Here is a 22,429-nt window from a genome sequence, read left to right on the forward strand (position 1 = left end):
GACTGCCCTGAGCATACGCCCTGCTAGAGCTTGCCGCCCGCGACCGGGGGCATGTCCGGGGCCTCCTCGACCTCCGTGGCCGACTCGCGGTAGAGGTGGCTCTCGATCTCGAACAGGTTGCCGCCGGCCCGCTCGACCACCGTGAGCAGCGTCGTCATCCGGGCCACCTCCTCCACCTGCTCCTTGAGGAACCAGTGCACGAACTGCTCGCCGAGGTAGTCCTCCTCGGCACGCGCGGCTTTCGCCATCGCCTCGATGTCGGCCGTCACCGTGCGCTCCTGGGTCAGCGCCAGCTCGATCGCCTCGTGCACGCTCGAGAAGTCGTTGCGCACCTCGCCGGAGGCGGGGATCGTCACCGGCTGGTCGCGGTCGAGCAGGTACTGCACCATCGCCAGCGCGTGGTTGCGTTCTTCGATCGCCTGCCGGTAGAAGCGCTTGGCCAGCCGCGGGAGGTCGCGCGCGTCGAGCCAGACGGCCAGCGCGATGTACTGCTGCGCGGCGGTGAACTCGTGGCGGATCTGCTCCCGCAGGAGCCCGGAGAACTTCGAACGCTGGGTTTCGGCCATGCCCCACAACGTATTACGGGAGCGGCCTCCCGGGCTACGATCGGCGGGTGCCGAGCCACCTCCCCGACCTGTCCGGCACGGTCACCTGCGTCACCGGCGCTTCCGGCACGATCGGCCGCGGGATCGCGCTGCGGTTCGCCGAAGCGGGCAGCGCCGTGGCCGTGCACCACCGGCGCCCCGGCGCGGCCGAAGACGTCGTCGCGGCGATCGAGGCCGCGGGCGGGCGGGCCCGCGCGTTCGCCGCCGAGCTCACCGAAGACAGCGCCTGCCACGCCCTGCTCGACGCCGTCGCGACCTGGGGCGGCCGGCTCGACGCGCTGGTGAACAACGCCGGCGTCCAGCCGGTCGAAGCCCTCGAAGACCTGACCGCGGACCGCTGGCGGGCCATGCTCGACGCGACCCTGACGAGCGCGTTCTCCTGCACCCAGGCCGCGGTGCGGCTGATGCGCGAGGGCGGCAGCGTCACGCACATCGCGTCGATCGAGGCCCGGCAGCCCGCGCCCGGGCACGTCCACTACAGCGCGGCCAAGGCGGCGCTCGTGCTGCACGCCCGCGGCGCCGCGCTGGAGCACGGCCCGCGCGGGATCCGCGTCAACACCGTGTCCCCCGGCCTGATCGACCGGCCCGGTCTGGCAGCGGACTGGCCCGACGGCGTCGAACGCTGGCGCGACGCCGCGCCGCTGGGCCGGCTGGGCACCCCGGCCGACGTCGGGAACGCGTGCGTCTTCCTGGCCTCCCCGCTGGCGTCCTGGGTCACCGGCCACGACCTGGTCGTCGACGGCGGGGTCACGGCCCGGCCCACCTGGTAGACTGGAACGTGTTCTAGTTCCTGGGGGTCCGATGTCCTTCCCGATCGTCGACGGCGTGCCACCGGGACGCGCGCTGCTGGGGTCCCGGATCCGCGAGCTGATCGAGGCGTCGGTGTGCGCGGACGACGACGTCGACTTCGCCGGCGCCGCGCGGCAGGTCGAGGCGGTCACCGCCGCCCTGCGCGCCACCGGCGGCACGTCACCCCTGCTGCTGGCCGCGCTCGAGGGCGGCGGCCACCTCAGCGTCAACAACCCGTTGGAGGGCCCCGGGAACCCGCTGGCGCCCCCGCTGTCCTGGACGCGCATCGGGCCTTCGGGGGTCGAGGCGGCGGTCCTGCTGGGCGCGGCCCACGAAGGACCGCCGAACCGCGTCCACGGCGGCTGGGTCGCGGCGGTCCTGGACCACGTCCTGGGCCGCGCGACGGCCGCGGCGGGCTACCCCGGGATGACGGCGTCGCTCACGATCGACTACCTGCGCGGCACGCCGTACGCGGTGCCGCTCACCGCCGAAGGCCGGCTCGAGCGCCGCGACGGCCGGAAGCTGCACGCCACCGGCACATTGCGGGCCGGCGACGAGATCTGCGCGACGGCGGAAGCGATCCTGGTGCACTTCGGCGCGGACCGGTTCCCGGTGTCCACTTCGGACTAGCTGCCGACGGGTGTGTGCCGGGGCGCCGCCGAGCTCGCCGAGGCCATCAGCACCGCGCAGATCGGCACCGCCATCGCCAGCGCCGCCAGCACGAAGACCGGGAACAGGAACGTGAACACCTCCGAGCCCGCCGGGTCCGGGGCCGCCGGGTCGAGGTGCAGGCGGACCGCCGCCATCCCCGTGTAGTGCATGCCACTCACCGCCGCGCCCATCACCAGGCCCGCCGCCAGCCGGGGCAGGAGCTTGTCCAGCCCGACGGTGAACCACAGCGCCGCCGTCGCCGCGACGATCGCGATCACCACCGACAGCGCGACCAGCGTCGGGTCGTAGCCGATCGTGCCCTTGACCTGCACCGCCCACATCCCGGTGTAGTGCATGACGTTCACCGCGAGCCCGGTCAGCACCCCGCCGAGCAGCAGCCGCCGCCAGGCGAAGGAGTTGCGGACGCCGAACACCAGCAGCCCGCAGAACACCGCCACCACCGAGAGGACCGCCGACAGCGCCGTGCGGAGGATGTCGTAGCGCACCGGCAGTCCCGGGGTCGAGAAGCCGAGCATCGCGATGAAGTGCATGACCCAGATGCCGACGCCGCCGATCGACACCGCCGCGAGCGCCAGCCACATCAGCCGCTTCCGCGCGTTGCCGGTGGAGCGGGCCTGCAGCGTGCAGGCGAGCCCGAGGGCGCAGCCCACCGCCGAGGTCAGGTAGGCGAGCACGCCGAGCCACTGCCCCATCGCGAAGTCGTCGTGATCCATGTGCATTTTCCGTGCTCCTTCAGGCATTGCGCCGGTTCGGCGCGTGCAGCTCGGCGAGCGCGTGCTCGGCCGCGGCGATGAGGGTCTGTTTCGTGGATTCGGGCGAACGCGCGTCGCAGGTGATCACCTGGACCGCCGCCGGGATCTTGAGGGCTTCGCGCACCTGCTCGGGTGGGTGCTGGCGGGTGCCGTGGAACTGGTTGACCGCCACCAGGAACGGCAGCCCGCGCGACTCGAAGAAGTCGATCGAGGCGAAGCTGTCCGCCAGCCGGCGCGTGTCGACCAGGACGATCGCCGCCACCGCGCCGCAGACGAGGTCGTCCCACATGAACCAGAACCGGTGCTGGCCCGGCGTGCCGAACACGTAGAGCACCAGGTCGTCGGCCAGGGTGAGCCGGCCGAAGTCCATCGCGACGGTCGTCGCGAACTTCCCCGGCACCGCTTCGGTCCGGTCGACGCCGATGGCCGCGGCCGTCATCACGGCTTCGGTGCGCAGCGGGTCGATCTCCGAAACGGCGCCGACGAAGGTCGTCTTGCCGGCCCCGAACCCGCCGGCCACCACGATCTTGGCCGAGGTGATCCGCTTGTCAGAGTGCACGTAGTCCACTGAGGACCCTTTCGAGCAGGTCGTTCCGTTCGTCGAAGGAGGCGTCCGCGGTGAGCGTTTCGCGGACCGCCACCTGGCCGGCGATCAGCAGGTCGCCGATGAGCACCCGGGCCACACCCAGCGGCACGCCCAGGTGCAGCGCGACCTCCGCCACCGAGCGCTGGTGCAGGCACAGCTGCGTCACCGCCGCCAGCGGGTTGGTCGGGCTGTACGGGGCGGTGCGCCCCTCCACCGTCGTCTCGACGAGGGCTTCCACCGCCAGGTCGACCGTCGGGCGGGTGCGCCCCGCGGTCCACGCGTACGGACGGGCCAGCGACGCCGCGTGCCGCCCGCCTTCGCGCCGGCGGCCTTCGGTCACCGGCTCGCCCCCGGGGCGGCCGGCGCCTCGAGGCCCGGCCGCGCGGGTGTCTCGACCATCTTCCCGAACCGGTCGACGAGCAACGTCATCTCGTAGCCCACCAGCCCGATGTCGCAGCCGGGGTTGGCCAGCACCACCAGGTTCGAGCCGTCGCCGACGTTCATCAGCAGCAGGAACCCCTGCTCCATCTCGATGACCGACTGCACGACCCGGCCCGCGGTGAACAGGTCGGCGGTGCCGAGCGCGAGGCTCGACAGGCCGGACGCGATCGCCGAGAGCTGGTCGGCGCGGTCACGCGGCAGCAGGTCGTTCGCCGCCACGAGCAGGCCGTCCGCCGAGACGAGCGCGGCGTGCGCGACGCCGGGCACCTCCTGCGTGAACGCCGACACCAGCCAGTTCCGGGGCCCCTGCACCTGTTCCACTCCCTCCTGCCGGGTGTCCATCACTCCGCCGCCTTCGGCTCGGCCGAGACCCGGTGCCGGGCCGCGCGCATACCGCTGTAGTGCCGGGAAAGGTTGTTGCGCACCGCCGCCGGGTCCCGGAACGACGCGTCCGCCGGCTGCGGCTGCCGCGGCGCGACCGAGCCCGGGGCCAGCTGCGCGCCGGGCTGCCGGGTGGGCAGGCCGTCGCCGGTGAGCTCCGCCTCGGCCGTGGCGCCGACCGCCGCTTCGGCGGCGTGCCGGACCTCGTCGGCCGGGGTCGCCCACTCCCCGGGCGGCGCCGGTTTCGCGGCGGTGCCGGGGGTGTCGGCGAACCAGTGCGAGAGCATCTGGTCGAAGATCGGGGTCGGCGGCTGCGCCACCGCGGGTTCCTCCGCGGGCCATCGGGGTTCCATTTCGTGCCGCGCGGTGCCGTTGACCTGGGCGGGCAGTGTGGGCCGGGGCGGCAGGTCGACCTGGATCAGCACACCAGGGACGTGCACGCTGGCGGTGACGCCGGCGCTTGCGGTCCGCGTGGTCGTGGGCCGCAGCCGGACGGTGATGCCGTGCGACGCGGCGAGCCTGCCCACCACGAACAAGCCCATCCGGCGGGTGGTCTCCGGGCTCACCGAGGCCCCGGCCGCCAGCCGGGCGTTCGCCGCTTCGAGGTCCTCGCGGCTCATGCCGAGCCCGACGTCGACGACCTCGATCAGCACACCGCCGTCGAAGCCGCGGTCGGCGGTGAGCACGACCTGCTCGTCCGGCGGCGACGAGCGGATCGCGTTCTCCAGCAGCTCGGCGAGGATGTGCACGACGTCGGCCGCCGCCTCGGACTGCACCGACCCGCGCGGCGCGTTGCCGAGCGAGACGCGCTGGTAGTCCTTGACCTCCGAGGTCGCCGCCCGCAGCAGCTCGACCGTCGCGACCGGGCCGACGTCGCGGCGCACCGGCCGGCCGCCCGCCAGGACCTGCAGGTTCTCGCCGTTGCGACGCAGCCGGGTGGCGATGTGGTCGATCTGGAAGAGCTCGGCCAGCCGCTGCGGGTCCTGCTCGTCGGCCTCGAGGTCCTCGATCACCGACAGCTGCAGCTCGACCAGCGACTGGCTGCGCCGCGACAGCGTCATGAACATCTCGCTGACCTGGATCCGCATCTCGGCCTGCTCGCCGACGGCCAGCCGCACCGCCTGCCGGTGCATGTCGTCGAAGGCGCGGGCCAGCTCGCCGACCTCCTCTTCGGACTCGACGGGCAACCGCTCGGTCGCCTGCCAGTCGACGTCCTCGCCCTCCCGGATCCGCTCGATGGTGGCGGGCAGCCGGCGGCGGGCGGTGTCGAGCGCGGCCGCGTGCAGCCGCCGGATCGGGGCGACCACCGAGCGGGCCACGGCGAGCGCGATGGCGAGGGCGCCCAGCAGCGACGCCAGCACCAGCGCGGTGTCGCGCAGCGCGGCGGAACGGGTGTCGTTGGTCTGCGCGCCGACGGCGTCCGAAAGCGCTTTCACCTGGTCGGCCAGGATCGTGCCGAGGGCCGCGCGCTTCGCCGCCGGCCCGCCGGCGCCGGGGATGGTCGCCGCGGCGAACCTCGCCGCTGTCGCGCCGGCGGGCAGCGCGCGCCGGATCTGGCCGGTGAGCACCGTTTCTTCGGCGACGGCGGACGCCGGGTCGGCCCGCCCGGCGGCCGGCTCCTGCCCCGCCAAACTGGTCCTCAGCTGCATCAACGCTTTCACGATATCGGCCGAAGCGTCGAGATCGGCATTCCCGGCCTGCCGGACGAGCCCCGGGATCACTTCGCTGAGCGCGACCACGAAGTCGTGGTAAGCGGTGATTTTCGCAGCCGGCGCAGCTCCGCTCTGCCGCAGGTCGGCCAATTTCCCCAGCTGGTCTTCCAGTGTTCGCGACAGCTCCGGGGCGAGCCGCGCGAATTCGGCGTCGTGGCGGATCGCGGCCGCTTTCGCGTCGACCGCCGCGGTCTGCGCGGCTCCGCCGTCGTGGATCATCTCGTCGTCGACGAGACCGCCGAGCTCGGCGATCCCTTGCACGACCGGCGTTTGATCACGCACGGCGCTGAGGCCGCCCGCCTGGTCGAGCTCGGTCTGCACGCGGCCGCCGGCCAGCAGCAGGGCGACCAGGACGGGCAGCAGCAGCACCACGGAGATCTTGGTGCGCAACCGCCAGGTGCCGGGATTCCAGGTGACGGCGGAACGACGGCGAAGTGGTTCGTCTTCTTTCATCGGTGGCGTGGCTCGATTCGTACCGGTGGCCCGAGAACGATTTACCGTTCCTTTTTCCGCGGAATTCAGAACGAAGACATAACTCCGGCGACGGCGGTGCTGTCAAGGAATGCGGGCCGGTTCCCCCGTACGCATCAGCTACACAGGGTGAGCTTCGACAGCCCGGCTTTTTACCCTCGCGGAGGGTGAACACGAGCTCCATGATCGAACGAAAACCCCGGCGGCGCCGTGAATTTCCGCCGGTGCGCCACCCGGTCCGGCCCGTTTCGGGGCGGCTCGCCCACCCGGCCGGGCGTGCGCGGACCGTGGTCACCGCCTCCGGCGCCACCGCGGTGCGGCCCTGGCTATCCTCTGCCGGGAAAGGGGTGCCCGGCGATGTTGAAAGTTCACTTCACGGACGCGGACCTGGCGAAACTGACCATCGCCGAGGACGCCGACCCGATGTGGGAGCTGCTGATGAGCAGCTACCGGATCCGGCGACCGGAGGGTGAGCCGTTCTTCGGCCGGTGGCGCCGGGGGTCGCGCTCGGCCGTCCCCGACTCCGGGCGGCTGCTGATGGCCGCCGTCCCGCCGTACGGGTACTGCCCGGACTTCCTCACCCCGGCCGGCGCCCGCACGATCGGCGAGGGCGTCTCGGCGGTCCTCGAAACGCCCTCGCGGGTGCTGGCCGCCGACGTCGCCGAGCTCTCGGCGCAGGGCACGCGCGTCGCGCCCTGGCTGCGCCGGCTGGCCGACGGCGAGCCGCGGGAGCTGCGGCGGCTCGGCACCGCCATGCACGACTACTACCGGCAGTGCCTGGCCCCGGACTGGGCGGCGGTGCGCCACGCCGTCGCCCGCGACCGCCGCCGGCTGCGCTCGTGCCTGGAGCACGGCGGACCGCAGCTGCTGCTGTCCACCCTGCACCCGGACATCACCTGGGCGCCGCCGGTGCTGAAGGTGCGCTTCCCGATCGAGCAGGAGCTGCACCTCGACGGGCGCGGGCTCCGGCTGATCCCGGCGTTCTTCGCCCACGGCATGCCGACGACGTACAAGAACCCGGACCTGGCGCCGGTGCTGGTCTACTCGATCAGCCACCCGCGCTTCGACCGCGACGCCGAGCCCGGCCCGTCGCTGGCCGCGCTGCTCGGCCGCACGCGGGCCCGCGCGCTGATGACCGTGGCGATCACCCGGTGCAACACCAGCGAGCTGGCCGAGCTGACCGGCACCTCGCTGGCGACGGCGAGCCAGCACGCGTCGGTGCTGCGCGCGAGCGGGCTGATCACCAGCGCGCGCTCGGGCAAGTCGCAGATGCACGAGGTCACGCCGCTGGGGCTGGGCCTGATCCGGGCGAGCTGAGCGCACCGGTGTGTTAGCCTGACGCCGTGCAGCGCCTGATCACGTCCTCGCGACTCGTAGCCCGGCGCGCCGGCTGAACCAGGTCGCCGGCGCGCGGTCGGCGATCGCTTTTTTCGGGACCTGGCCCCGATCCCATCCGCACTTCCCGTGGAGATCAGCCATGTCTACGTCCTTCGCCACCCCCGCCATGCTGCTGCGGCGGCGCATCGCCACCTACTTCGTCGGCGGCGCCGACCAGATCCCGGCGCTGGTCCACGCGCTCGACGGCCACCTCGTGCACGAGCTGTCGGTCGACATCAAGGACGGCGTCCGCGAGAGCAGCATGGTCTGCGCGGTCCTGCTGGCCGGCGCCGAGATCGGGCCCCTGCTCGAGCGGTTGCGCGAGCTGCCTTCGGTCGTCTCGGCCGAACCGGCCTGATCGCCGGGTTTGTCCCCTCCGCTCCCGGGTAGCCGCCCCGGGACGAGCGGAGGCGCGGCCCGGGCCGCGGCCGTGCTGTTCGGGGTCGCGTTCCTGGTCGTGGGCGTGCTGGGGTTCGTCCCGGGGATCACCGCCGGTTCGGCGTGTTCACCGTGTCGGTGCTGCACAACCTGGTCCACCTGGTGTTCGGGGTGCTCGGGCTGGCCGCCGCGCGGAGCAACGGCGGGTCGCGCGCGTTCCTGATGATCGGCGGCGGGATCTACGTGCTGCTCTGGGTGTTCGGCCTAGCGATGGACCACGACAGCCCGGCGAACTTCATCCCGCTGGACAACGCGGACGACTGGCTGCACCTGGGCCTGGGCGTCGCGATGATCGCGGCAGCCATCGCCACGACGGCGCTCGACCGGGCACGGGGCCGCCACCCGGAGCCGGAAATCCAGGGCCACTGACCGCGCTCCGGCTCGGGTTCCCGGTGATCGGCGTCGCCGACGTGGGGCGCGCCGCCGAGTTCTGGTCGGCGGCGCTGGGCCTCGTCGTCACCCACGAGTGGGCGAGTGACCGCTGGCGGACGCTGGATCACCCCGACGGCTCCGGGCACGCGCTCGGGCTCATGATCAGCGAATCCCCGGTCGAGCCGTACCCGCGACTGCACCTCGACCTGCTGGTCGACACAACCGCCGAGCAGGAGACGGCGGTCGAGCGGCTCCTCGGGCTCGGCGCGACGGCGGTGGAGTGGGACCGATATCCGGCCGACCCGGACTTCGTCGTGCTCGCCGACCCCGACGGGAACCGTTTCTGCGTCGTCGACCTCAGCAAGGCGCCCTCGGGTCAGGAGCGGCGGCCGACCCCGGTGGCGATTTCGTGCAGCCGGCTCCCGTCCGGGGCCAGCGGCGCGGTGTCCGCACCGGCGCCTTCGCGAGGAACTCCTTCAGCGTGAACGCCGCGTCGTGCCGCGGGCTTCGCCGCCGACCCTGCTATCTTCGGGGTGAAGATCGAACCGAGGAGACCACTCATGGCAGGTGACGTCGACATCTCCGGGTAGCTCCGGAGCACGCAGGCCCCCGGCCGTGCCGGTGCGGGCCGCGTTCGACGTCCCCCTTTCCGCCAGCACCACTCCGAGGTCTTCGTCATGTCCGAAATCGTGCTGTCCGGCCTGTCCTTCTCCTGGCCCGACGACACCCCCGTCTTCGACCACCTGTCCGCCACGTTCCCGGGCGGCCGCACCGGTCTCGTCGCCCCCAACGGGTCCGGCAAGACCACCCTGCTGAAGCTCGTCGCCGGCGTGCTGGAACCGGCCACCGGCAGCGTCACCGCCGACGGCGTGCTCGGCTACCTGCCGCAGGACCTGCCGTTGAGCGGCGAGCCGTCCGTCGCCGAAATCCTCGGCGTGGCCCCGATCCTGGCGGCCATCGCGGCCGTCGAGTCGGGGGACGCCGCCGAAGCGCACTTCACGACCATCGGCACCGACTGGGACGTCGAAGACCGCACCCGCGCCCAGCTCGACCGGCTCGGCCTCGACGTCGCCCTCGACCGCACGCTGGGCACCCTCAGCGGCGGCCAGATCGTCTCGCTGGGGCTGGCCGCGCAGCTGCTCAAGCGCCCCGACGTCCTGCTGCTGGACGAGCCGACCAACAACCTCGACCGCGAAGCGCGGCACAAGCTCTACGCCGTGCTCGACGACTGGTCCGGCTGCCTCGTCGTGGTCAGCCACGACCGCGCGCTGCTCGACCGGATGGACCGCATCGCCGAGCTCGACCGCGGTGAGATCCGTTTCCACGGCGGGAACTTCACCGCCTACGAGGCGGCAGTCCAGGCCGCCCGCGACGTCGCCGAGAAAAACATCCGCAACGCCGAACAGGAGGTCAAACGCGAAAAACGGGAGCTGCAGCAGGCCCGCGAGCGCGCCGCCCGCCGGGCGAGCACCGCGTCGCGCAACCTCGGCAACGCCGGGCTGCCCAAGATCTTCGCCGGCACCATGAAGCGCAACGCGCAGGAGTCGGCGGGCAAGGCGGACGGCACGCACACGGCCCGCGTCGACGCGGCGAAGGCCAAGCTCGACCAGGCCGAGCGGGCCCGGCGCGGCGAGCAGAAGATCAGCCTGGAGCTACCGCAGACGGTGGTCCCGGCCGGGCGCACGCTCTTCCTCGGCGAGGGCCTGCGGGCCCGCGGTCTCTTCCCCGGCGGCGTCGACCTGGCGATCCGCGGCCCCGAGCGGATCGCGCTCACCGGCCCCAACGGCGCCGGGAAGTCCACGCTGCTGCGGCTGGTGCACGGCGACCTCGAGCCGGACAGCGGAGCGGTGTCGCGGGCCGAGGGCCGGATCGCGTTCCTGTCCCAGCGGCTCGACCTGCTCGACGACGACCGCACGGTGGCCGAGAACCTGGCCGCGGCCGCCCCCGCACTGCCGCCGTCGCAGCGGATGAACCTGCTGGCGCGCTTCCTGTTCCGCGGCGCGCGGGCGCACCTGCCGGTCGGTGTCCTCTCCGGCGGGGAACGGCTGCGTGCCACCCTGGCCTGCGTGCTGTTCGCCGAGCCGGCGCCGCAGCTGCTGTTGCTGGACGAGCCGACGAACAACCTCGACCTCGTCAGCACCGGTCAGCTGGAGAACGCGCTGACGGCCTACCGCGGCGCGTTCGTCGTCGTCAGCCACGACGAACGGTTCCTCGAGCGGCTCGGGATCGACCGGCGGCTGCGGCTGGAAAACGGTGACGTACACGGATGACGTCGGACGACGGTCGCCGCGGGTCACGCCGGATTCCTAGCGTGGTGGCGTCACCCGCTGAAAGGAACCCAATGTCCGAAGTGACCTACACCGCCGTCGCGACGTCCACCGCGGAGGGCCGCAACGGCGGCCGCGCGAGCTCCGACGACGGCGCGCTCGACGTCACGCTCGCCGTGCCCAAGGCGTTCGGCGGCGCGGGCGACGGCACCAACCCGGAGCAGCTGTTCGCGGCGGGCTGGGCGTCGTGCTTCGTCGGCGCGGTGCGCCGGGTCGCGGGCGCGAAGAAGGTGCCGCTGAACGACCTCGCGGTGGTCGCGGAAGTCACGCTGCACCACGACACCGAAGCGAGCGAGTTCGAGCTGAGCGCGGCCCTGCACCTGGAGGCCACCGGCATCGACCAGGCCACGGCGGACGAGCTGGTGCGGGGCGCCCACCAGGTGTGCCCGTACTCGAAGGCGACGCGGGGCAACATCGAGGTCACCCTCGACGCCACGGTCGCCTGAACCGCGGCGCAAGTCCTCGTGAGTGTTTAGGGCGGTTAGAACCGCCCTAAACACTCACGAGAGGCCGCGGCAGACTCACATCCGGTCGGCGTCCTGGATCGCCCGGGCGAACGGGCGTGGCGCTTCCTGCGGCACGTTGTGGCCGATGCCGTCGAGGATGCGGTGCTCGTACTTGCCGGTGAACTTCGCGCGGTAGGCCTTGCCGTCCTTGGCCGCGCCGTCGAAGTCGCTGGCGATCGTGATCGCCGGGACCGTGATCGCCGGGCCGGTGGCCAGTTTTTGTTCGTACGCCTCGTACTGCGGCTCACCAGGGGCGAGGCTCAGCCGCCAGCGGTAGTTGTGGACGACGATGTCGACGTGGTCCGGGTTGTCGAACGCCGCCGCGCTGCGGTCGTAGGTCGCGTCGTCGAAGTGCCACGCCGGGGACGCCGTCTTCCAGATCAGCTTGTTGAAGTCGTGGCGGTTGGCCGCGTAGCCGGCGCGGCCGCGCTCGGTCGCGAAGTAGTACTGGTACCACCAGCCCAGTTCCGCTTGCGGGGACAGGGGTTTCTGGTTGGCCGCCAGGTTCGTCACGATGTACCCGCTCACCGCGACGACCGCCTTGCAGCGCTGCGGGAACAGCGCCGCGATGATGTCGACCGTGCGCGAACCCCAGTCGTAGCCGCCGAAGACGGCCTTGTCGATCTTGAGCGTGTCGAGCAGCGCGACGACGTCGAGCGCGACCGCGGCCTGCTGCCCGTTGCGGACGGTGGCCGCGGACTTGAACGTCGTCGGGCCGTAGCCGCGCAGGAACGGGATGATCACCCGGTACCCGGCCGCGGCCAGGATCGGCGCGACGTCGACGTAGCTGTACGGGTCGTACGGCCAGCCGTGCAGCAGCACGACCGGCTGCCCGGTCGCCGGACCGGATTCGTAGTAGGCCATCGACAGCACCCCGGCGTCGGCGTGCTTGACCTCGCCGAGCGAGGTGTGCTCCCCCGACCCGGCGCGCGAGTCGGGCGTCGGCGCCGCGGCGGGGGCGGCGGCCTCCGACGAGCAGGCCGCCAAGGACGTCGCCGCCAGCCCCGCCGCGAACGCCTGCCCGAACCTTCTCCTGCTGATCATCTCGACTCCTGCGTGAAAGACCGTGGGACTTTCACGACGTTAGAGTCGATTCGGTGACCTTCGCGCCCGTCAGGTGACGCAGCCGGTGTACGTCACCCGCCCAGGGCTTCGAGCGTCCCGGCGAGGTCGGCGCGCGAGCTCACCCCCAGCTTGGGGAAGATCCGGTGCAGGTGGGTGCCGACGGTCCGGTGCGAAAGGTACAGCCGCTGCCCGATCTCGCGGTTCGTCAGGCCCTCCGCGGCGAGCTGGGCGATGCTCAGCTCGTGCGGGGTGAGCTTCTCCCGCGCGTCCGGCCCGCGGTTCGGGCTCGACTCGCCCGCGCCGCGCAGCTCCCGCCGCGCCCGCTCGGCCCACGCCGTCAGGCCCAGGGCGTCGAAGGTCTCGCGGGCGGTGCGCAGGTGCGTCCGCGACTCGACGACCCGCCGCTGCCGCCGCAGCCACTCGCCGTACGCGAGGTGGACGCGGCCGCGTTCGGCGGGCCAGCCGGTGAGGTCGGCGCCCAGGGCGGCGGCGAAGCGCTCGTCGCACGGGTCGAGGACGGCCCGCGCGTACCGCAGGCCGATGTGCAGCGCCGGCGACGGCGTTTCCCGGGACTCGAGCCCGGCCAGGATGGCGCGCAGTTCGTCGGTGCGCCCGGCGCGGACCGCGGCCTCGGCCAGTTCGGCGACGCAGTAGGCACGCAGGGCCAGCTGGTAGGCGGGGTCGGCCGGGTCGTGCAACCGGCGCAGGTCCGCGAACGCGTCGTCGAAGCGGCCTTCGCTCAGGCCGGTGAGGCCGCGGGTGAGCTGGACGGTGGCGAGCACCGGCCGGGCGCCGGCGGCGAGCCCGGCGCGTTCGGCTTCGTCGGCGAGCGCCTTCGCCTGCCGGTGGTCGCCCCGCAGGGCGGCGATCTCGGCCTGGACCGCGGTGGCCAGCCCGAACATGAACGGCTGCCCGGTCTCCCGGGCGAACGCGGCCGCCTCCGCGGCGGCGGGCACGGCGCCGGCGAGGTCGCCGAGCCGCACCCGGCTCCACGCCTGGACGGCCAGCGCCCGCGGCAGCAGCCCGAGCCGGCCCTGGGCCCGCAGCCCAGGCGCGGCCGCCGCGGAGAAGCGGGCGGCGAGGTCGAAGGCGCCGACCTGGAGCGCGGCGCTGCCGAGGTATCGGTCGACTTCCGGGTCGGCGCCGGTCGCGCCCACCAGCTCCCGCAGGTTTTCGAGGACTTCCCGGCCCCGGTCGAAGGGCGCGACGTAGGCGGTGACGGCCACGACACGCGGATCTTCCCGCGGCACGGGCAGCCGGTCGACGACGTCGAGCAGGGCGCCGCGGGCGGTGTCGCCGGGCTCGACCCAGAAGCAGCGCATGGCGGCGCTCCACAGGATCCGCAGCGCGGCGCCGTGTTCCCCGTCGGCGGCGACGGCCGCGGCGGTGGCCGCCAGCTCCGCGACGCGGGCGGGGTCTTCGCGGACGCCGTCTTCGAACTCGCTGAGCAGGCGGCTCGCGGTGGCCCGTTGCCGGTGGCCGGCCGGGTTGGCGGCGTGCACGAGCCGTTCGGCGGTCTCCCGCCGCCCGGACTCGACGGCGAGTTCGGCGGCCTTGAGCAGCCGATCGGCCCGGGTGCCGGGCGCCTCGCTCAGCCGCCCGGCCTGTTCGAGCGCGGCAATCGCGGCGGCGGCCCCACCCCGGTGCCGGGCCCGCTCGGCGGTGCGTTCGAGCTCGGCGGCCACGGTTTCGTCGGGCCCGGCGGTCGCGGCGGCTCGGTGCCAGGCCCGCCGATCGGGCTGGTCGTGCAGGGCGGCGGCGAGGGCGAGGTGGGCTTGCCGCCGGTCGAGGGGGCCGGCGGCGGCAGGGATGGCGGAGCGCATGAGCGGGTGCCGGAAGGTGACGGCCCCGGCGGAGAGGTCGACCAGGCGCACCTCGACGGCGGCGGCGAGGATTTCGGGGCCTGGGACGAGGGGCGGCTCGCTCTCCACCAGCACGCGCGTCGCCGCGCAGGTCTCGGCCAGGGATGTCGTCTCGTTCAGCGCCGCCACCAGCAGCGCCGTCCGTGTCACCGCCGGCAGCGTCGCCACGCGGTCCGCGAATGTGCGCTCCAGCCGTTCCGTCAGCGGCAGCACCGGGTCCAGCCCGTCGAGCTCGCCCACCGAAGACGGCAGCTCCGTCAACGCGAGCGGGTGCCCCGCGGCCTCCGCGAGCAGCCGGGTCCGGACCGCCGGGGCGAGCCGCGGCGCGACCGAGTCCAGCAGGCCCGCCGCCGCGTCCGGGGCGAGGCGGTCCAGCGTCATCGGTGTCAGGCCCGCGTCCAGCAGCGGCGAAGCACCGTCGCGCAGGGTTGCCACCAGGACGATCGGCTCGGTCTCGATGCGCCGGGCCACGAACGCCAGCACGTCCGCGCTGGCGTTGTCCAGCCAGTGCACGTCCTCCGCGACCAGCAGCAGTGGCTTGGCCGCCGCCTCCTCGGCCAGCAACGTCAACGTCGCCAGCCCCACCAGGTAGGCACTCGGCGAAACGCCGTCCGCGAGGCCCAACGCCGTGCGCAACGCGTCCCGCTGCGGCGCGGGCAGCGCGGCCACGCCCGCCCGGACCGGGTACAGCAGCTGGTGCAGCCCCGCGTAGGCGAGGTTCCGCTCGGCCTCCGCGCCGGTCGTCCGCAGCACGCGCAGGCCCGCCACCGACGCCGCGTCCGCCGTCTCGGCCACCAGCGCCGACTTGCCGATGCCCGCTTCGCCGCGGATCACGACACCACTGCGATCCCCGGGACCGTCGACGAGCGCACCCAGCTCCTTCAGCTCGGCTTCCCGCCCGTGCAACGCCATGCGACCGACCTTACCCAACCGGTGTTTCCGCAGCTCAAGGCCGAGTGACGTACATCAACAGCGTCACCCGACGGGCGCGGCGGTCGCCCGCCGCCCCCTAGCTTCGCAGCGTCCACGCAAGCGACCCGAGGAACCGATGAGACGCATCCCCAAGTTCTTGGCGGCCGCCGTGCCGCTCCTGCTGACCGGGCTGATCCCGCTCGCCCCGAGCGCGTCGGCCGCGACGCCGGTCTGCGCCGCCGTGCCGGTCGAGGCGCCCGCCGGCGCGAAGATCGAGTCGGTCCAGGCGGAACACAAGACCGCGTACTGCCAGCTCACCGTCACGCTCACCCATTCCGGCCGCGACCACGTCAAGGTCGCCGTGGCCCTGCCCGACACCGGCTGGACCGGCCGGCTGCAGGCCCTCGGCGGCAGCGCCTACGCCGCCGGCAACTTCGACGGCCTCGCCCAAGCCGCCAAGGACGGCTACGCCGGTGTCACGACCGACGCCGGGGTGTCCCTCGACGGGCTCGACACATCGTGGGCGCTGACCGCGCCCGGTCACGTCGACCAGACGCTCCTGACCAACTTCGCCACCCGTTCGGTGCACGAAGAGGCGCTGATCGGCAAGGCCGTCACCCAGCGGTACTACCACCGCCCGGTGTCCTACTCGTACTGGACCGGCTGCTCGACCGGCGGCCGCCAGGGCTACGCCGAGGCCCAGGACCACGCCGACGACTTCGACGGCATCCTCGCCAACGCCCCGGCCGTCGACTGGACGCAGTTCGCCGTCGCGACGCTGTGGCCGCAGGTCGTGATGAACCAGAGTCACGACTTCCCCAGCACCTGCGTGCTTTCGGCGTTCCGGACGGCTGCGGTCCAGGCGTGCGACGCGCGTGACGGCGTCACGAACGGCATCGTCGACCGGCCGGACGAGTGCGGTTACGACCCGCGCGGCCTGATCGGGACGAAGGTCGTCTGCGACGGCCACGAGTTCACCGTGACGGCGGCGGACGCCGAGGTCATGCGCAAGATCTGGGCCGGGCCGACCGACGAGCGCGGCCGCAAGCTGTGGTCCGGGCTGCCCAAGGGCGCGGACTTCACCTGGCTGGCCGGCACGGCGCCCGGCCCCGACGGCACGCTCGTCGCGCCGGGCTTCCCGGTGGCCGTCAAGTGGGTGCAGTCGTTCGTGGCGAAGCAGGCCGGTTTCGACACCTCGAAGCTGACGTACGCCCAGTACGCCGCCGTGTTCCGCCAGTCGGTGCGTGAGTACGACGACGTCATCGGCACGTCCGACCCGGACCTGTCGGCCTTCCGCCGCGCCGGCGGCAAGCTGATCACGTTCGTGGGCGCGAACGACCAGCTGATCCCGCCGGGCGGCACGCTGTCCTACCGCAAGCAGGTGGAGCGGACCATGGGTGGCGCGCACCGGGTGAACGACTTCTACCGGCTGTTCTCGGCGCCGGGTGTCGAGCACTGCTTCGGCGGTGGCGGCCCGGAGGCGACGAACGCGCTCGGGCAGCTGGTCGACTGGGTGGAGAAGGGCAAGGCCCCGGCGACGCTGACGGCCGCTTCGGCGGACGGCAAGACCCGCGACCTGTGCCCGCTCCCGTCGGTCTCGCGGTACACGGGTGGCGACCCGGCGGTGGCGTCGAGCTACCGCTGCCGCTGAGTCCACGCCGTGGGTGCCGGCCTCCCTCCGGCGCCCACGGCGAATGGACTTGCGGGTCCAAAAATGGCTCGGCACGCTGAAGTCATGGCACTAGACCAGTACTACCTCCTCGGCCGGTCCGGACTGCGCGTCAGCCGGCTGGCGCTCGGCACGATGAACTTCGGCACCGGCGGTTTCCACGCCGCCTACGGCAAAACCGAAGCCGAAGCCCGCCCGATCTTCCGCAAGTATCTCGACGAAGGCGGCAACTTCGTCGACACGGCGGACTTCTACACCGCGGGCGAAAGCGAGACGATCCTCGGGCGCCTCATCGCCGAAGCGAACTTGCGCGACCGGGTGGTCCTGACCACCAAGTTCACCAACAGCGTCGACCCGGGCGACCCCAACGCGGGCGGCAACGGCCGCAAGCACCTGATCCGCGCGCTGGAGGCGTCCCTGCGCCGGCTGGGCACCGACTACGTCGATTTGTTCCTGCTGCACACGTGGGATCGCATCACGCCGGCCGAGGAGGTCGTCCGCACGCTCGACGACATGGTCCGGGCGGGCAAGATCCGTTACGCGGGCCTGTCCGACGTGCCGGCCTGGTACGCCGCCCGCGCCCAGAGCATCGCCGAAGCGAGCTCGCTCACCCCGATGATCAACCTCCAGCTGCCGTATTCCCTGGTACAGCGCGAAATCGAGACCGAGCACGTGCCGATGGGCCAGGACCTCGGCTTGGGCATCACGGCCTGGAGCCCCCTGGCGGGCGGCTTCCTGACGGGCAAGTACCGCGACGGCGGCTCGGGCCGGTTTTCGGACCCGGACGCGCAAACGTGGACGGAACGGGACTGGCAGTTGCTGAAGCCACTGGAGGAGGTGGCGGCCAAGCTGGGCGTGACGATGGCCCAGGTGGCGATCAACTGGGTGGCCACCCAGCCGGGCATCGCCTCGGCGATCGTGGGCGCGAGCAGCGCGGAGCAGCTGGGCAAGAGCACGGCGGCCCTGGACTTCGAGATCCCGGCCGACCTGCGCGCGACGCTGGACGAGGCGAGCGCGGTGCCGCCGACGTCGGTGTACCGGATGTTCACGGCGCGGTACCAGAACTGGATCGTCACGCCGGACACGAAGGTGGGCGACAAGCCGGCGGGGTACGCACCCGTGATCCGGAACTGGTAGCCGCCACCCATTCGAGTGAGAATTTCTCGCATTTGTCGCGGAGCGCGGACAGGACGGGAATGCGGCCACTCGAACGAGTGGCCGCATTGCTCTGTCCGGGTGGGAACCCTTGCCACTACTGAGATCAGTGGTCCGACGACGCTCTACAGTGGAGCCAGGGATTACCCGAACGGGTTGGCCGGTGAATAACCGACCCGGCTGATGTGACCTCATCCGTAACGAGTACGGTGCTCGCAACACCAACGCGTGACCACCAAAAGAGCCCACCCGCATCCACTCCTCGGCAGCTCCACGCGAGCAAAGATTGTACCCAATCCGCCCGGGCGGTGGTGCGCGGTGAGCCGGTCCCCGCACGACGAAGGAGGAACCCATGATGCACCCCCAGTGGTGGATCATCATGTGCTGCGCGGCCTGACCCGCGAACGCATGTCGCCGGGCTTCGCGGCTCCCGCGAAGCCCGGCTGCGAACCGTCAGGGCTGACCGCGCCGGCGGAGCTCCACTCCCTCGGCGAGCAGCACGTTCCGGGTCTGGTTGTACGACATGCCGTAAGTCGTCGCGAGCTGGCGGATCGACCGCCCGTCGAGGTAGGCGTCGACCAGACCGGGCGGGGTCGGCGGCAGCGGGATGCGCGGCGGCCGCAACGTGACCCCGGCGTCCAGCAACGCCGTCCGGATCTTGCGGTAGCTGTACGGGTAGCGCGCGACCAGCCCTTCGATCGTCTCCCCGGCCGCGTAGTGGTCCACCAGCTCCCGCACCACGTCTTCGGGCACGGGCTCGGCTCTGTGGTCCTCGCTCACGAGATCAACCGCCCAGGTGGTCCGGGTGCGGGGCACACCCCAGCCAACGGCATGTCCACCGGCGCGTACACCGCCGCGAGTGTGGTGCCCGGTCGCCCCCGCGCATGGTCGCTCCCCTCGCTGTCTTGGAGGAACGACTGCGGCCGCTGCTGATGACGCGGCCCGGCGGTTCTGTAATCGACGACACGCTCCAGCTTCCTTGTCCCGGCCGGTGAACACCAAAGACCACATCGGGTGATCCACTGTGGACACTCATCCGCGGAGCGTGGCCGCGCGAACGAGCCTGGTCACCGAGCCGAGCGGGATTCCCGCATCACTCCTCGCACCGCACCCGGCCCACGGTGTCCCGATCCCCGTCGCGCGCGGCCGGGATGGTCGGCTCCGGCTCGTCCAGCTCCGCGATCAGCTCACCCAGCTCCGCGACCCGCGTGCCGCGCTCGCGGCCCCGGTAGAGCTCCGCCGCCTGCAGCCACAGCGCCCGCGCGTCCGCCCGGTTCTCGCGTTCACGCAGGATCGACGCAAGCGCCGCCAGCGCCCTGGCCTGCCCGGTCGCGTGGCCGGTGCGGTCGGCCAGCTCGACCGCGCGGTACGCGAACCACAGTGCCGCCCGCGCGTTGCCCTGTTCGTGGCGCAGCCGGGCCAGGACCGTATTCAGCTTCATCACCGCCGGCAGGCTCAGGCTCGCCGACGTCAGCTCCGAGGCGCGCCGGCACTGGTCGTCGGCCTCGGCCAGCCGGCCCTGGTCGGTCAGCAGGGATGCCCACGCCGTGTGGATCTCCAGCCGGGTCGTCACGTCGGCCGTGTCCCGCAGGTCGGCCAGGGCCTCGGCGTACAGCTCCGCCGCCTCCTGCTCGAACCCGCCCGCCGCGACCAGCGCGTTCGCGAGCCGGTGCGCGGCGACCGCGCACAGCGACGGCTCGCCCAGCTCGTAGGCCACCTCCAGCGCCAGCCGGCCCAGCACCGCCGCTTCGGCCGCGCGGCCGGACCGCAGGTGCCACCGGGCCAGGTTCAGGGTCGCGGCGATCCGGCCCAGCGGCAGACCAGCCACCTCCGCCAGCTCCAGCGCCCGCCGGAGGTGCTGCTCCGCCTGCTTCTCCTCGCCGCGGTGCATCAGGACGACGCCGAGGTCGTTCAGGTTCGACCCCAGCAGCTGCCGCAGCCACGCCTGGTCGCCACCGCCCTCGGCGAGCGCCGCTTCGACGCTGCCGACCGCGGTCGTGAGACAGCCGATCGCGTCCGCGAAGTAGCCCTTGGCCACGAAGAGCTCCGCGAACAACGCCGGGAGGTGGAAGGCGATCTCGTGCAGCCCCACGGCGGCCGCGCCCGCGACGACCTCGGCCAGCAGGTTCTTTTCCCGGATCACCCACTGGCGCGCCGCGGCGGCACCGGCGAACCCGGCGCCCGGCCACGCCAGGGTCGTGGCCGGCAACGGCGGCGGTGGCTTGTGCGGGAACACCAGGCGGTGCGCGTCGTGCGCCATCAGCAGGTAGAACTCGAACAGCCGGCGGCGCACCGCCGCGACGTCGTCCAGCTGCTCCGCGACCGAAGCGGCGTAGGCGTGCAGGAGGTCGTGGACGCGGTAGCGGTCGAGGTCGCCGGGGTGCTCGAGCAGGTGGGCCGCGACGAGGACGTCGAGCGAGCGGCGCACCGCCGGCACCGGACGCCCGTCCGCGGCCGCGACGGCTTCGGCCGTGACCTCCGCGCCCGGATGCAGCCCGATCACCGCGAGCGCGCGCCGCTCATCCGCGGCCAGCGCCTGGTAGGACACGGTGAAGGCCGCGCGCAGGCTGCGTTGTGGCCAGTCGCCTTCGTGCCCGAGGTCCAGCAGCAGGTCGGCGTCGCGCAGGAGCCGGGCCAGCGTCGGCAGCACCATGCCCGTGCGCGCCAGCGCGCGGTCGGCGACCAGCGTGAGCGCCAGCGGGTTGCCCCGGCACAGCCGCACCAGTTCCGCGAGGCCGCGGTGGTCCTCCCGGGCACGCCGGCCGATCCGGCGGGCCAGCATCGACGTCGCGTCCGCGGCGGCCAAGGGCGCCGCGGTGATCACGGGCGGGGACACCGTCGCGGCCAGCGACGGCAGGCGCCACCGCGACACGACCAGCACCGTGCACGAGGCGAGCACGCCCAGCAGCGGCGCGACCTGCTCGCGGCTGCGGACGTTGTCGAGCACCACCGCCAGCGGGCGGCGCCGCAGCAGCGCCGCCAGTTTCGCCGCCCGGGCAACGGGATTCACCACCTGGTCGACCGGGAAGTCCAGCAGGGACAACAAGGTGTCGACGACTTCGCCGGCCGCCGCGGCCGTCGCCTGGCTGTCGCCACGCAGATCCAGCAGCACGACGCCGTGGCGGAACCGCCGCCGCGCCCGGTGCGCCCACCGCACCACCGCCGTCGACTTGCCCACGCCCGGTCCGCCGGTCACCACGACCACACCCGGGCGGGGCGCCCCACTCGAGTCGGAGGTGAACGCGTCCAGCTCGGCGAGCAGCCCGTCCCGACCCTCCAGCTCGTCGCAGTCCGGCGGGACGTGCCACACGGGTGTGATGTCGGGTTCCGCTGCGGTGGCGGGGATCTTCACCACCTGCCGAGGGAACGCGCCGCCGCCGGCGAGCACCTCCTCGTGCACCGCACGCAGTTCGTCGGCGGCCCGCAGCTCGCCCGCTTCGAGGTAGTGCCGGCGCATCGTCAGGTAGAACTCGGTCACCTCGCCGGGGTGGTCGGCCGCGGCCAGCGCGCGGAGCCGCAGCTTCGCCAGGCTCAGCTCCAGCGGGTGGGCCTGTTCGAGCTCCATCAGCCGGCCCAGCGCGACGTCGGCCTGCCCGACGGCCAGCAGCTCGGCGACGAGCAACGCGTTCGCCGGAAGCCATTGGCTGCGCAGCCATTGCGCGCGCCAGCCGGCGGCCCGGCGCGTCCGGAGGTCGGCCAACGGCTCGTCTCGCCACAGCCGCAACGCCGCCTGCGCCTCGACGTGGGCGCGATGATGCTCGCCAGAGTCCCGCAATTGCCGCGCGGGCGCGAGCAGGCGGCCGAACGCGACGTGGTCGACGAGCCCGGGGTCGATCTCGACCACGCACCCGGTCTTGCCGACCGCGACGCGCGCGTCGATCCCGTTCGCCTGGAAGGCGTGCCGCAGGTGCGCGGCGTTCTGGTGCAGGGTCGCGAGCGCACCTCGCGGCACGATTTCGTCGTCGGCCCACACCCATTCGACGACGTCGTCGACGGCGAACCGGTGGTTCGGCCGGGTCAGCAATGCGGCGAGCACTTGTCTCGACCGGGGCTGGGCCCACTTCACGGCCACTTTCCCGTGCAGCAGCAAGGCCGTTTGCCCGAGAATTCCGAACACCAATTCCACGCCACTCCCCCTTTCCCCACGGTGAAACGCCGTCCACCGCCCTCTCCGCCACGATCACTTTCGCATTGATTCCACCGAAGAACCACGTCAGCGCGACGCAAAAAGCCCGTTGACGATCATCGTTGATCCATTGTCAAGCAGTAAAAGCACTGGCCGAAAGCCATTTCTCAACCAGGTCCCCGACAGTGGTGACAACAACTGGACACAACTT

Annotated in this window: 19 protein-coding genes and 1 pseudogene; 10 read left to right on the top strand and 10 right to left on the bottom strand. The window is 72.7% G+C overall.

Features of this window, described 5'->3' with window-relative positions:
• Positions 1-23 precede the first annotated feature (23 nt).
• Positions 24-566: a ferritin gene (locus M8542_RS22625; protein WP_257922209.1), complete on the bottom strand. Its 543-nt coding sequence runs from the start codon at positions 564-566 to the stop codon at positions 24-26.
• A 47-nt stretch (positions 567-613) separates the two neighbouring features.
• On the opposite strand from M8542_RS22625, the gene M8542_RS22630 reads away from it, so the two are divergent.
• Both M8542_RS22630 and M8542_RS22635 read left to right on the top strand, forming a co-directional pair.
• Positions 614-1,375 (top strand): SDR family NAD(P)-dependent oxidoreductase, encoded by a 762-nt coding sequence (locus M8542_RS22630; RefSeq protein ID WP_257922210.1) that lies wholly within the window; start codon positions 614-616, stop codon positions 1,373-1,375.
• A gap of 31 nt (positions 1,376-1,406) precedes the next feature.
• Positions 1,407-2,024: a PaaI family thioesterase gene (locus M8542_RS22635; protein ID WP_257922211.1), complete on the top strand. Its 618-nt coding sequence runs from the start codon at positions 1,407-1,409 to the stop codon at positions 2,022-2,024.
• On the opposite strand, the gene M8542_RS22640 is transcribed toward M8542_RS22635, so the two are convergent.
• From M8542_RS22640 to M8542_RS22660, 5 genes are read right to left on the bottom strand one after another with little or no spacing between them, the layout of a single operon-like run.
• Positions 2,021-2,779: an MHYT domain-containing protein gene (locus M8542_RS22640; protein WP_257922436.1), complete on the bottom strand. Its 759-nt coding sequence runs from the start codon at positions 2,777-2,779 to the stop codon at positions 2,021-2,023. The two genes, M8542_RS22635 and M8542_RS22640, sit on opposite strands and share 4 nt — an antisense overlap.
• 19 nt (positions 2,780-2,798) lie before the next feature.
• Positions 2,799-3,386, bottom strand: a complete 588-nt coding sequence (locus tag M8542_RS22645) for a GTP-binding protein (protein WP_257922212.1) — start codon at positions 3,384-3,386, stop codon at positions 2,799-2,801.
• Positions 3,367-3,744 carry a DUF742 domain-containing protein gene (locus M8542_RS22650; protein WP_257922213.1) on the bottom strand — a complete coding sequence of 126 codons (378 nt, stop codon included), beginning with the start codon at positions 3,742-3,744 and terminating at the stop codon, positions 3,367-3,369. The genes M8542_RS22645 and M8542_RS22650 overlap by 20 nt, the downstream gene beginning before the upstream one ends.
• Complete coding sequence (locus tag M8542_RS22655; RefSeq protein WP_257922214.1) at positions 3,741-4,187, bottom strand: roadblock/LC7 domain-containing protein; 447 nt, start codon at positions 4,185-4,187, stop codon at positions 3,741-3,743. The genes M8542_RS22650 and M8542_RS22655 overlap by 4 nt, the downstream gene beginning before the upstream one ends.
• Positions 4,187-6,391: a HAMP domain-containing sensor histidine kinase gene (locus M8542_RS22660; RefSeq protein ID WP_257922215.1), complete on the bottom strand. Its 2,205-nt coding sequence runs from the start codon at positions 6,389-6,391 to the stop codon at positions 4,187-4,189. The genes M8542_RS22655 and M8542_RS22660 overlap by 1 nt, the downstream gene beginning before the upstream one ends.
• A gap of 375 nt (positions 6,392-6,766) precedes the next feature.
• On the opposite strand from M8542_RS22660, the gene M8542_RS22665 reads away from it, so the two are divergent.
• The 6 genes and pseudogenes from M8542_RS22665 (at position 6,767) to M8542_RS22690 (ending at position 11,369) form a co-directional block, all read left to right on the top strand.
• The gene (locus tag M8542_RS22665) at positions 6,767-7,726 is read left to right on the top strand and encodes an ArsR/SmtB family transcription factor (protein ID WP_257922216.1); all 960 of its coding nucleotides are present in this window, start codon (positions 6,767-6,769) and stop codon (positions 7,724-7,726) included.
• 160 nt (positions 7,727-7,886) lie between these two features.
• Complete coding sequence (locus M8542_RS22670; protein WP_257922217.1) at positions 7,887-8,144, top strand: hypothetical protein; 258 nt, start codon at positions 7,887-7,889, stop codon at positions 8,142-8,144.
• Positions 8,145-8,264: 120 nt separating this feature from the next.
• A pseudogene (locus tag M8542_RS22675) lies at positions 8,265-8,593 on the top strand (DUF4383 domain-containing protein); the annotation flags it as partial.
• A 23-nt stretch (positions 8,594-8,616) separates the two neighbouring features.
• Positions 8,617-9,081 carry a VOC family protein gene (locus tag M8542_RS22680; RefSeq protein WP_257922218.1) on the top strand — a complete coding sequence of 155 codons (465 nt, stop codon included), beginning with the start codon at positions 8,617-8,619 and terminating at the stop codon, positions 9,079-9,081.
• A gap of 192 nt (positions 9,082-9,273) precedes the next feature.
• Positions 9,274-10,866: an ABC-F family ATP-binding cassette domain-containing protein gene (locus M8542_RS22685; protein WP_257922219.1), complete on the top strand. Its 1,593-nt coding sequence runs from the start codon at positions 9,274-9,276 to the stop codon at positions 10,864-10,866.
• 71 nt (positions 10,867-10,937) lie between these two features.
• Complete coding sequence (locus M8542_RS22690; protein ID WP_257922220.1) at positions 10,938-11,369, top strand: organic hydroperoxide resistance protein; 432 nt, start codon at positions 10,938-10,940, stop codon at positions 11,367-11,369.
• 75 nt (positions 11,370-11,444) lie between these two features.
• Here M8542_RS22690 and M8542_RS22695 read toward each other — a convergent pair whose 3' ends face one another.
• Both M8542_RS22695 and M8542_RS22700 read right to left on the bottom strand, forming a co-directional pair.
• Entirely contained in the window at positions 11,445-12,473 is a 1,029-nt protein-coding gene (locus M8542_RS22695) for an alpha/beta fold hydrolase (protein WP_257922221.1), read from the bottom strand.
• A gap of 92 nt (positions 12,474-12,565) precedes the next feature.
• Positions 12,566-15,268, bottom strand: a complete 2,703-nt coding sequence (locus tag M8542_RS22700) for an ATP-binding protein (RefSeq protein ID WP_257922222.1) — start codon at positions 15,266-15,268, stop codon at positions 12,566-12,568.
• A gap of 136 nt (positions 15,269-15,404) precedes the next feature.
• Between M8542_RS22700 and M8542_RS22705 the strand changes: the two genes are divergently transcribed.
• Both M8542_RS22705 and M8542_RS22710 read left to right on the top strand, forming a co-directional pair.
• Positions 15,405-16,919 carry a tannase/feruloyl esterase family alpha/beta hydrolase gene (locus tag M8542_RS22705; RefSeq protein ID WP_257922223.1) on the top strand — a complete coding sequence of 505 codons (1,515 nt, stop codon included), beginning with the start codon at positions 15,405-15,407 and terminating at the stop codon, positions 16,917-16,919.
• Positions 16,920-17,003: 84 nt separating this feature from the next.
• Positions 17,004-18,074 (top strand): aldo/keto reductase, encoded by a 1,071-nt coding sequence (locus M8542_RS22710; RefSeq protein ID WP_257922224.1) that lies wholly within the window; start codon positions 17,004-17,006, stop codon positions 18,072-18,074.
• Between the two features lie 471 nt (positions 18,075-18,545).
• Here the strand turns inward: M8542_RS22710 and M8542_RS22715 are convergent, their stop codons facing one another.
• Together M8542_RS22715 and M8542_RS22720 are read right to left on the bottom strand one after the other, a co-directional pair.
• Entirely contained in the window at positions 18,546-18,872 is a 327-nt protein-coding gene (locus M8542_RS22715; protein WP_257922225.1) for a helix-turn-helix domain-containing protein, read from the bottom strand.
• 313 nt (positions 18,873-19,185) lie between these two features.
• Complete coding sequence (locus tag M8542_RS22720; RefSeq protein WP_257922226.1) at positions 19,186-22,218, bottom strand: AfsR/SARP family transcriptional regulator; 3,033 nt, start codon at positions 22,216-22,218, stop codon at positions 19,186-19,188.
• Positions 22,219-22,429: the final 211 nt, after the last annotated feature.

This window comes from Amycolatopsis iheyensis, assembly GCF_024703995.1.
Classification (GTDB): domain Bacteria; phylum Actinomycetota; class Actinomycetes; order Mycobacteriales; family Pseudonocardiaceae; genus Amycolatopsis; species Amycolatopsis iheyensis.

Coding starts and splice junctions, on each gene's coding strand:
- M8542_RS22625 (WP_257922209.1), bottom strand. CDS start 566: ATGGCCGAAACCCAGCGTTCGAAGTTCTCCGGGCTCCTGCGGGAGCAG.
- M8542_RS22635 (WP_257922211.1), top strand. CDS start 1,407: ATGTCCTTCCCGATCGTCGACGGCGTGCCACCGGGACGCGCGCTGCTG.
- M8542_RS22640 (WP_257922436.1), bottom strand. CDS start 2,779: ATGGATCACGACGACTTCGCGATGGGGCAGTGGCTCGGCGTGCTCGCC.
- M8542_RS22655 (WP_257922214.1), bottom strand. CDS start 4,187: ATGGACACCCGGCAGGAGGGAGTGGAACAGGTGCAGGGGCCCCGGAAC.
- M8542_RS22660 (WP_257922215.1), bottom strand. CDS start 6,391: ATGAAAGAAGACGAACCACTTCGCCGTCGTTCCGCCGTCACCTGGAAT.
- M8542_RS22665 (WP_257922216.1), top strand. CDS start 6,767: ATGTTGAAAGTTCACTTCACGGACGCGGACCTGGCGAAACTGACCATC.
- M8542_RS22670 (WP_257922217.1), top strand. CDS start 7,887: ATGTCTACGTCCTTCGCCACCCCCGCCATGCTGCTGCGGCGGCGCATC.
- M8542_RS22685 (WP_257922219.1), top strand. CDS start 9,274: ATGTCCGAAATCGTGCTGTCCGGCCTGTCCTTCTCCTGGCCCGACGAC.
- M8542_RS22690 (WP_257922220.1), top strand. CDS start 10,938: ATGTCCGAAGTGACCTACACCGCCGTCGCGACGTCCACCGCGGAGGGC.
- M8542_RS22695 (WP_257922221.1), bottom strand. CDS start 12,473: ATGATCAGCAGGAGAAGGTTCGGGCAGGCGTTCGCGGCGGGGCTGGCG.
- M8542_RS22700 (WP_257922222.1), bottom strand. CDS start 15,268: ATGGCGTTGCACGGGCGGGAAGCCGAGCTGAAGGAGCTGGGTGCGCTC.
- M8542_RS22705 (WP_257922223.1), top strand. CDS start 15,405: ATGAGACGCATCCCCAAGTTCTTGGCGGCCGCCGTGCCGCTCCTGCTG.
- M8542_RS22710 (WP_257922224.1), top strand. CDS start 17,004: ATGGCACTAGACCAGTACTACCTCCTCGGCCGGTCCGGACTGCGCGTC.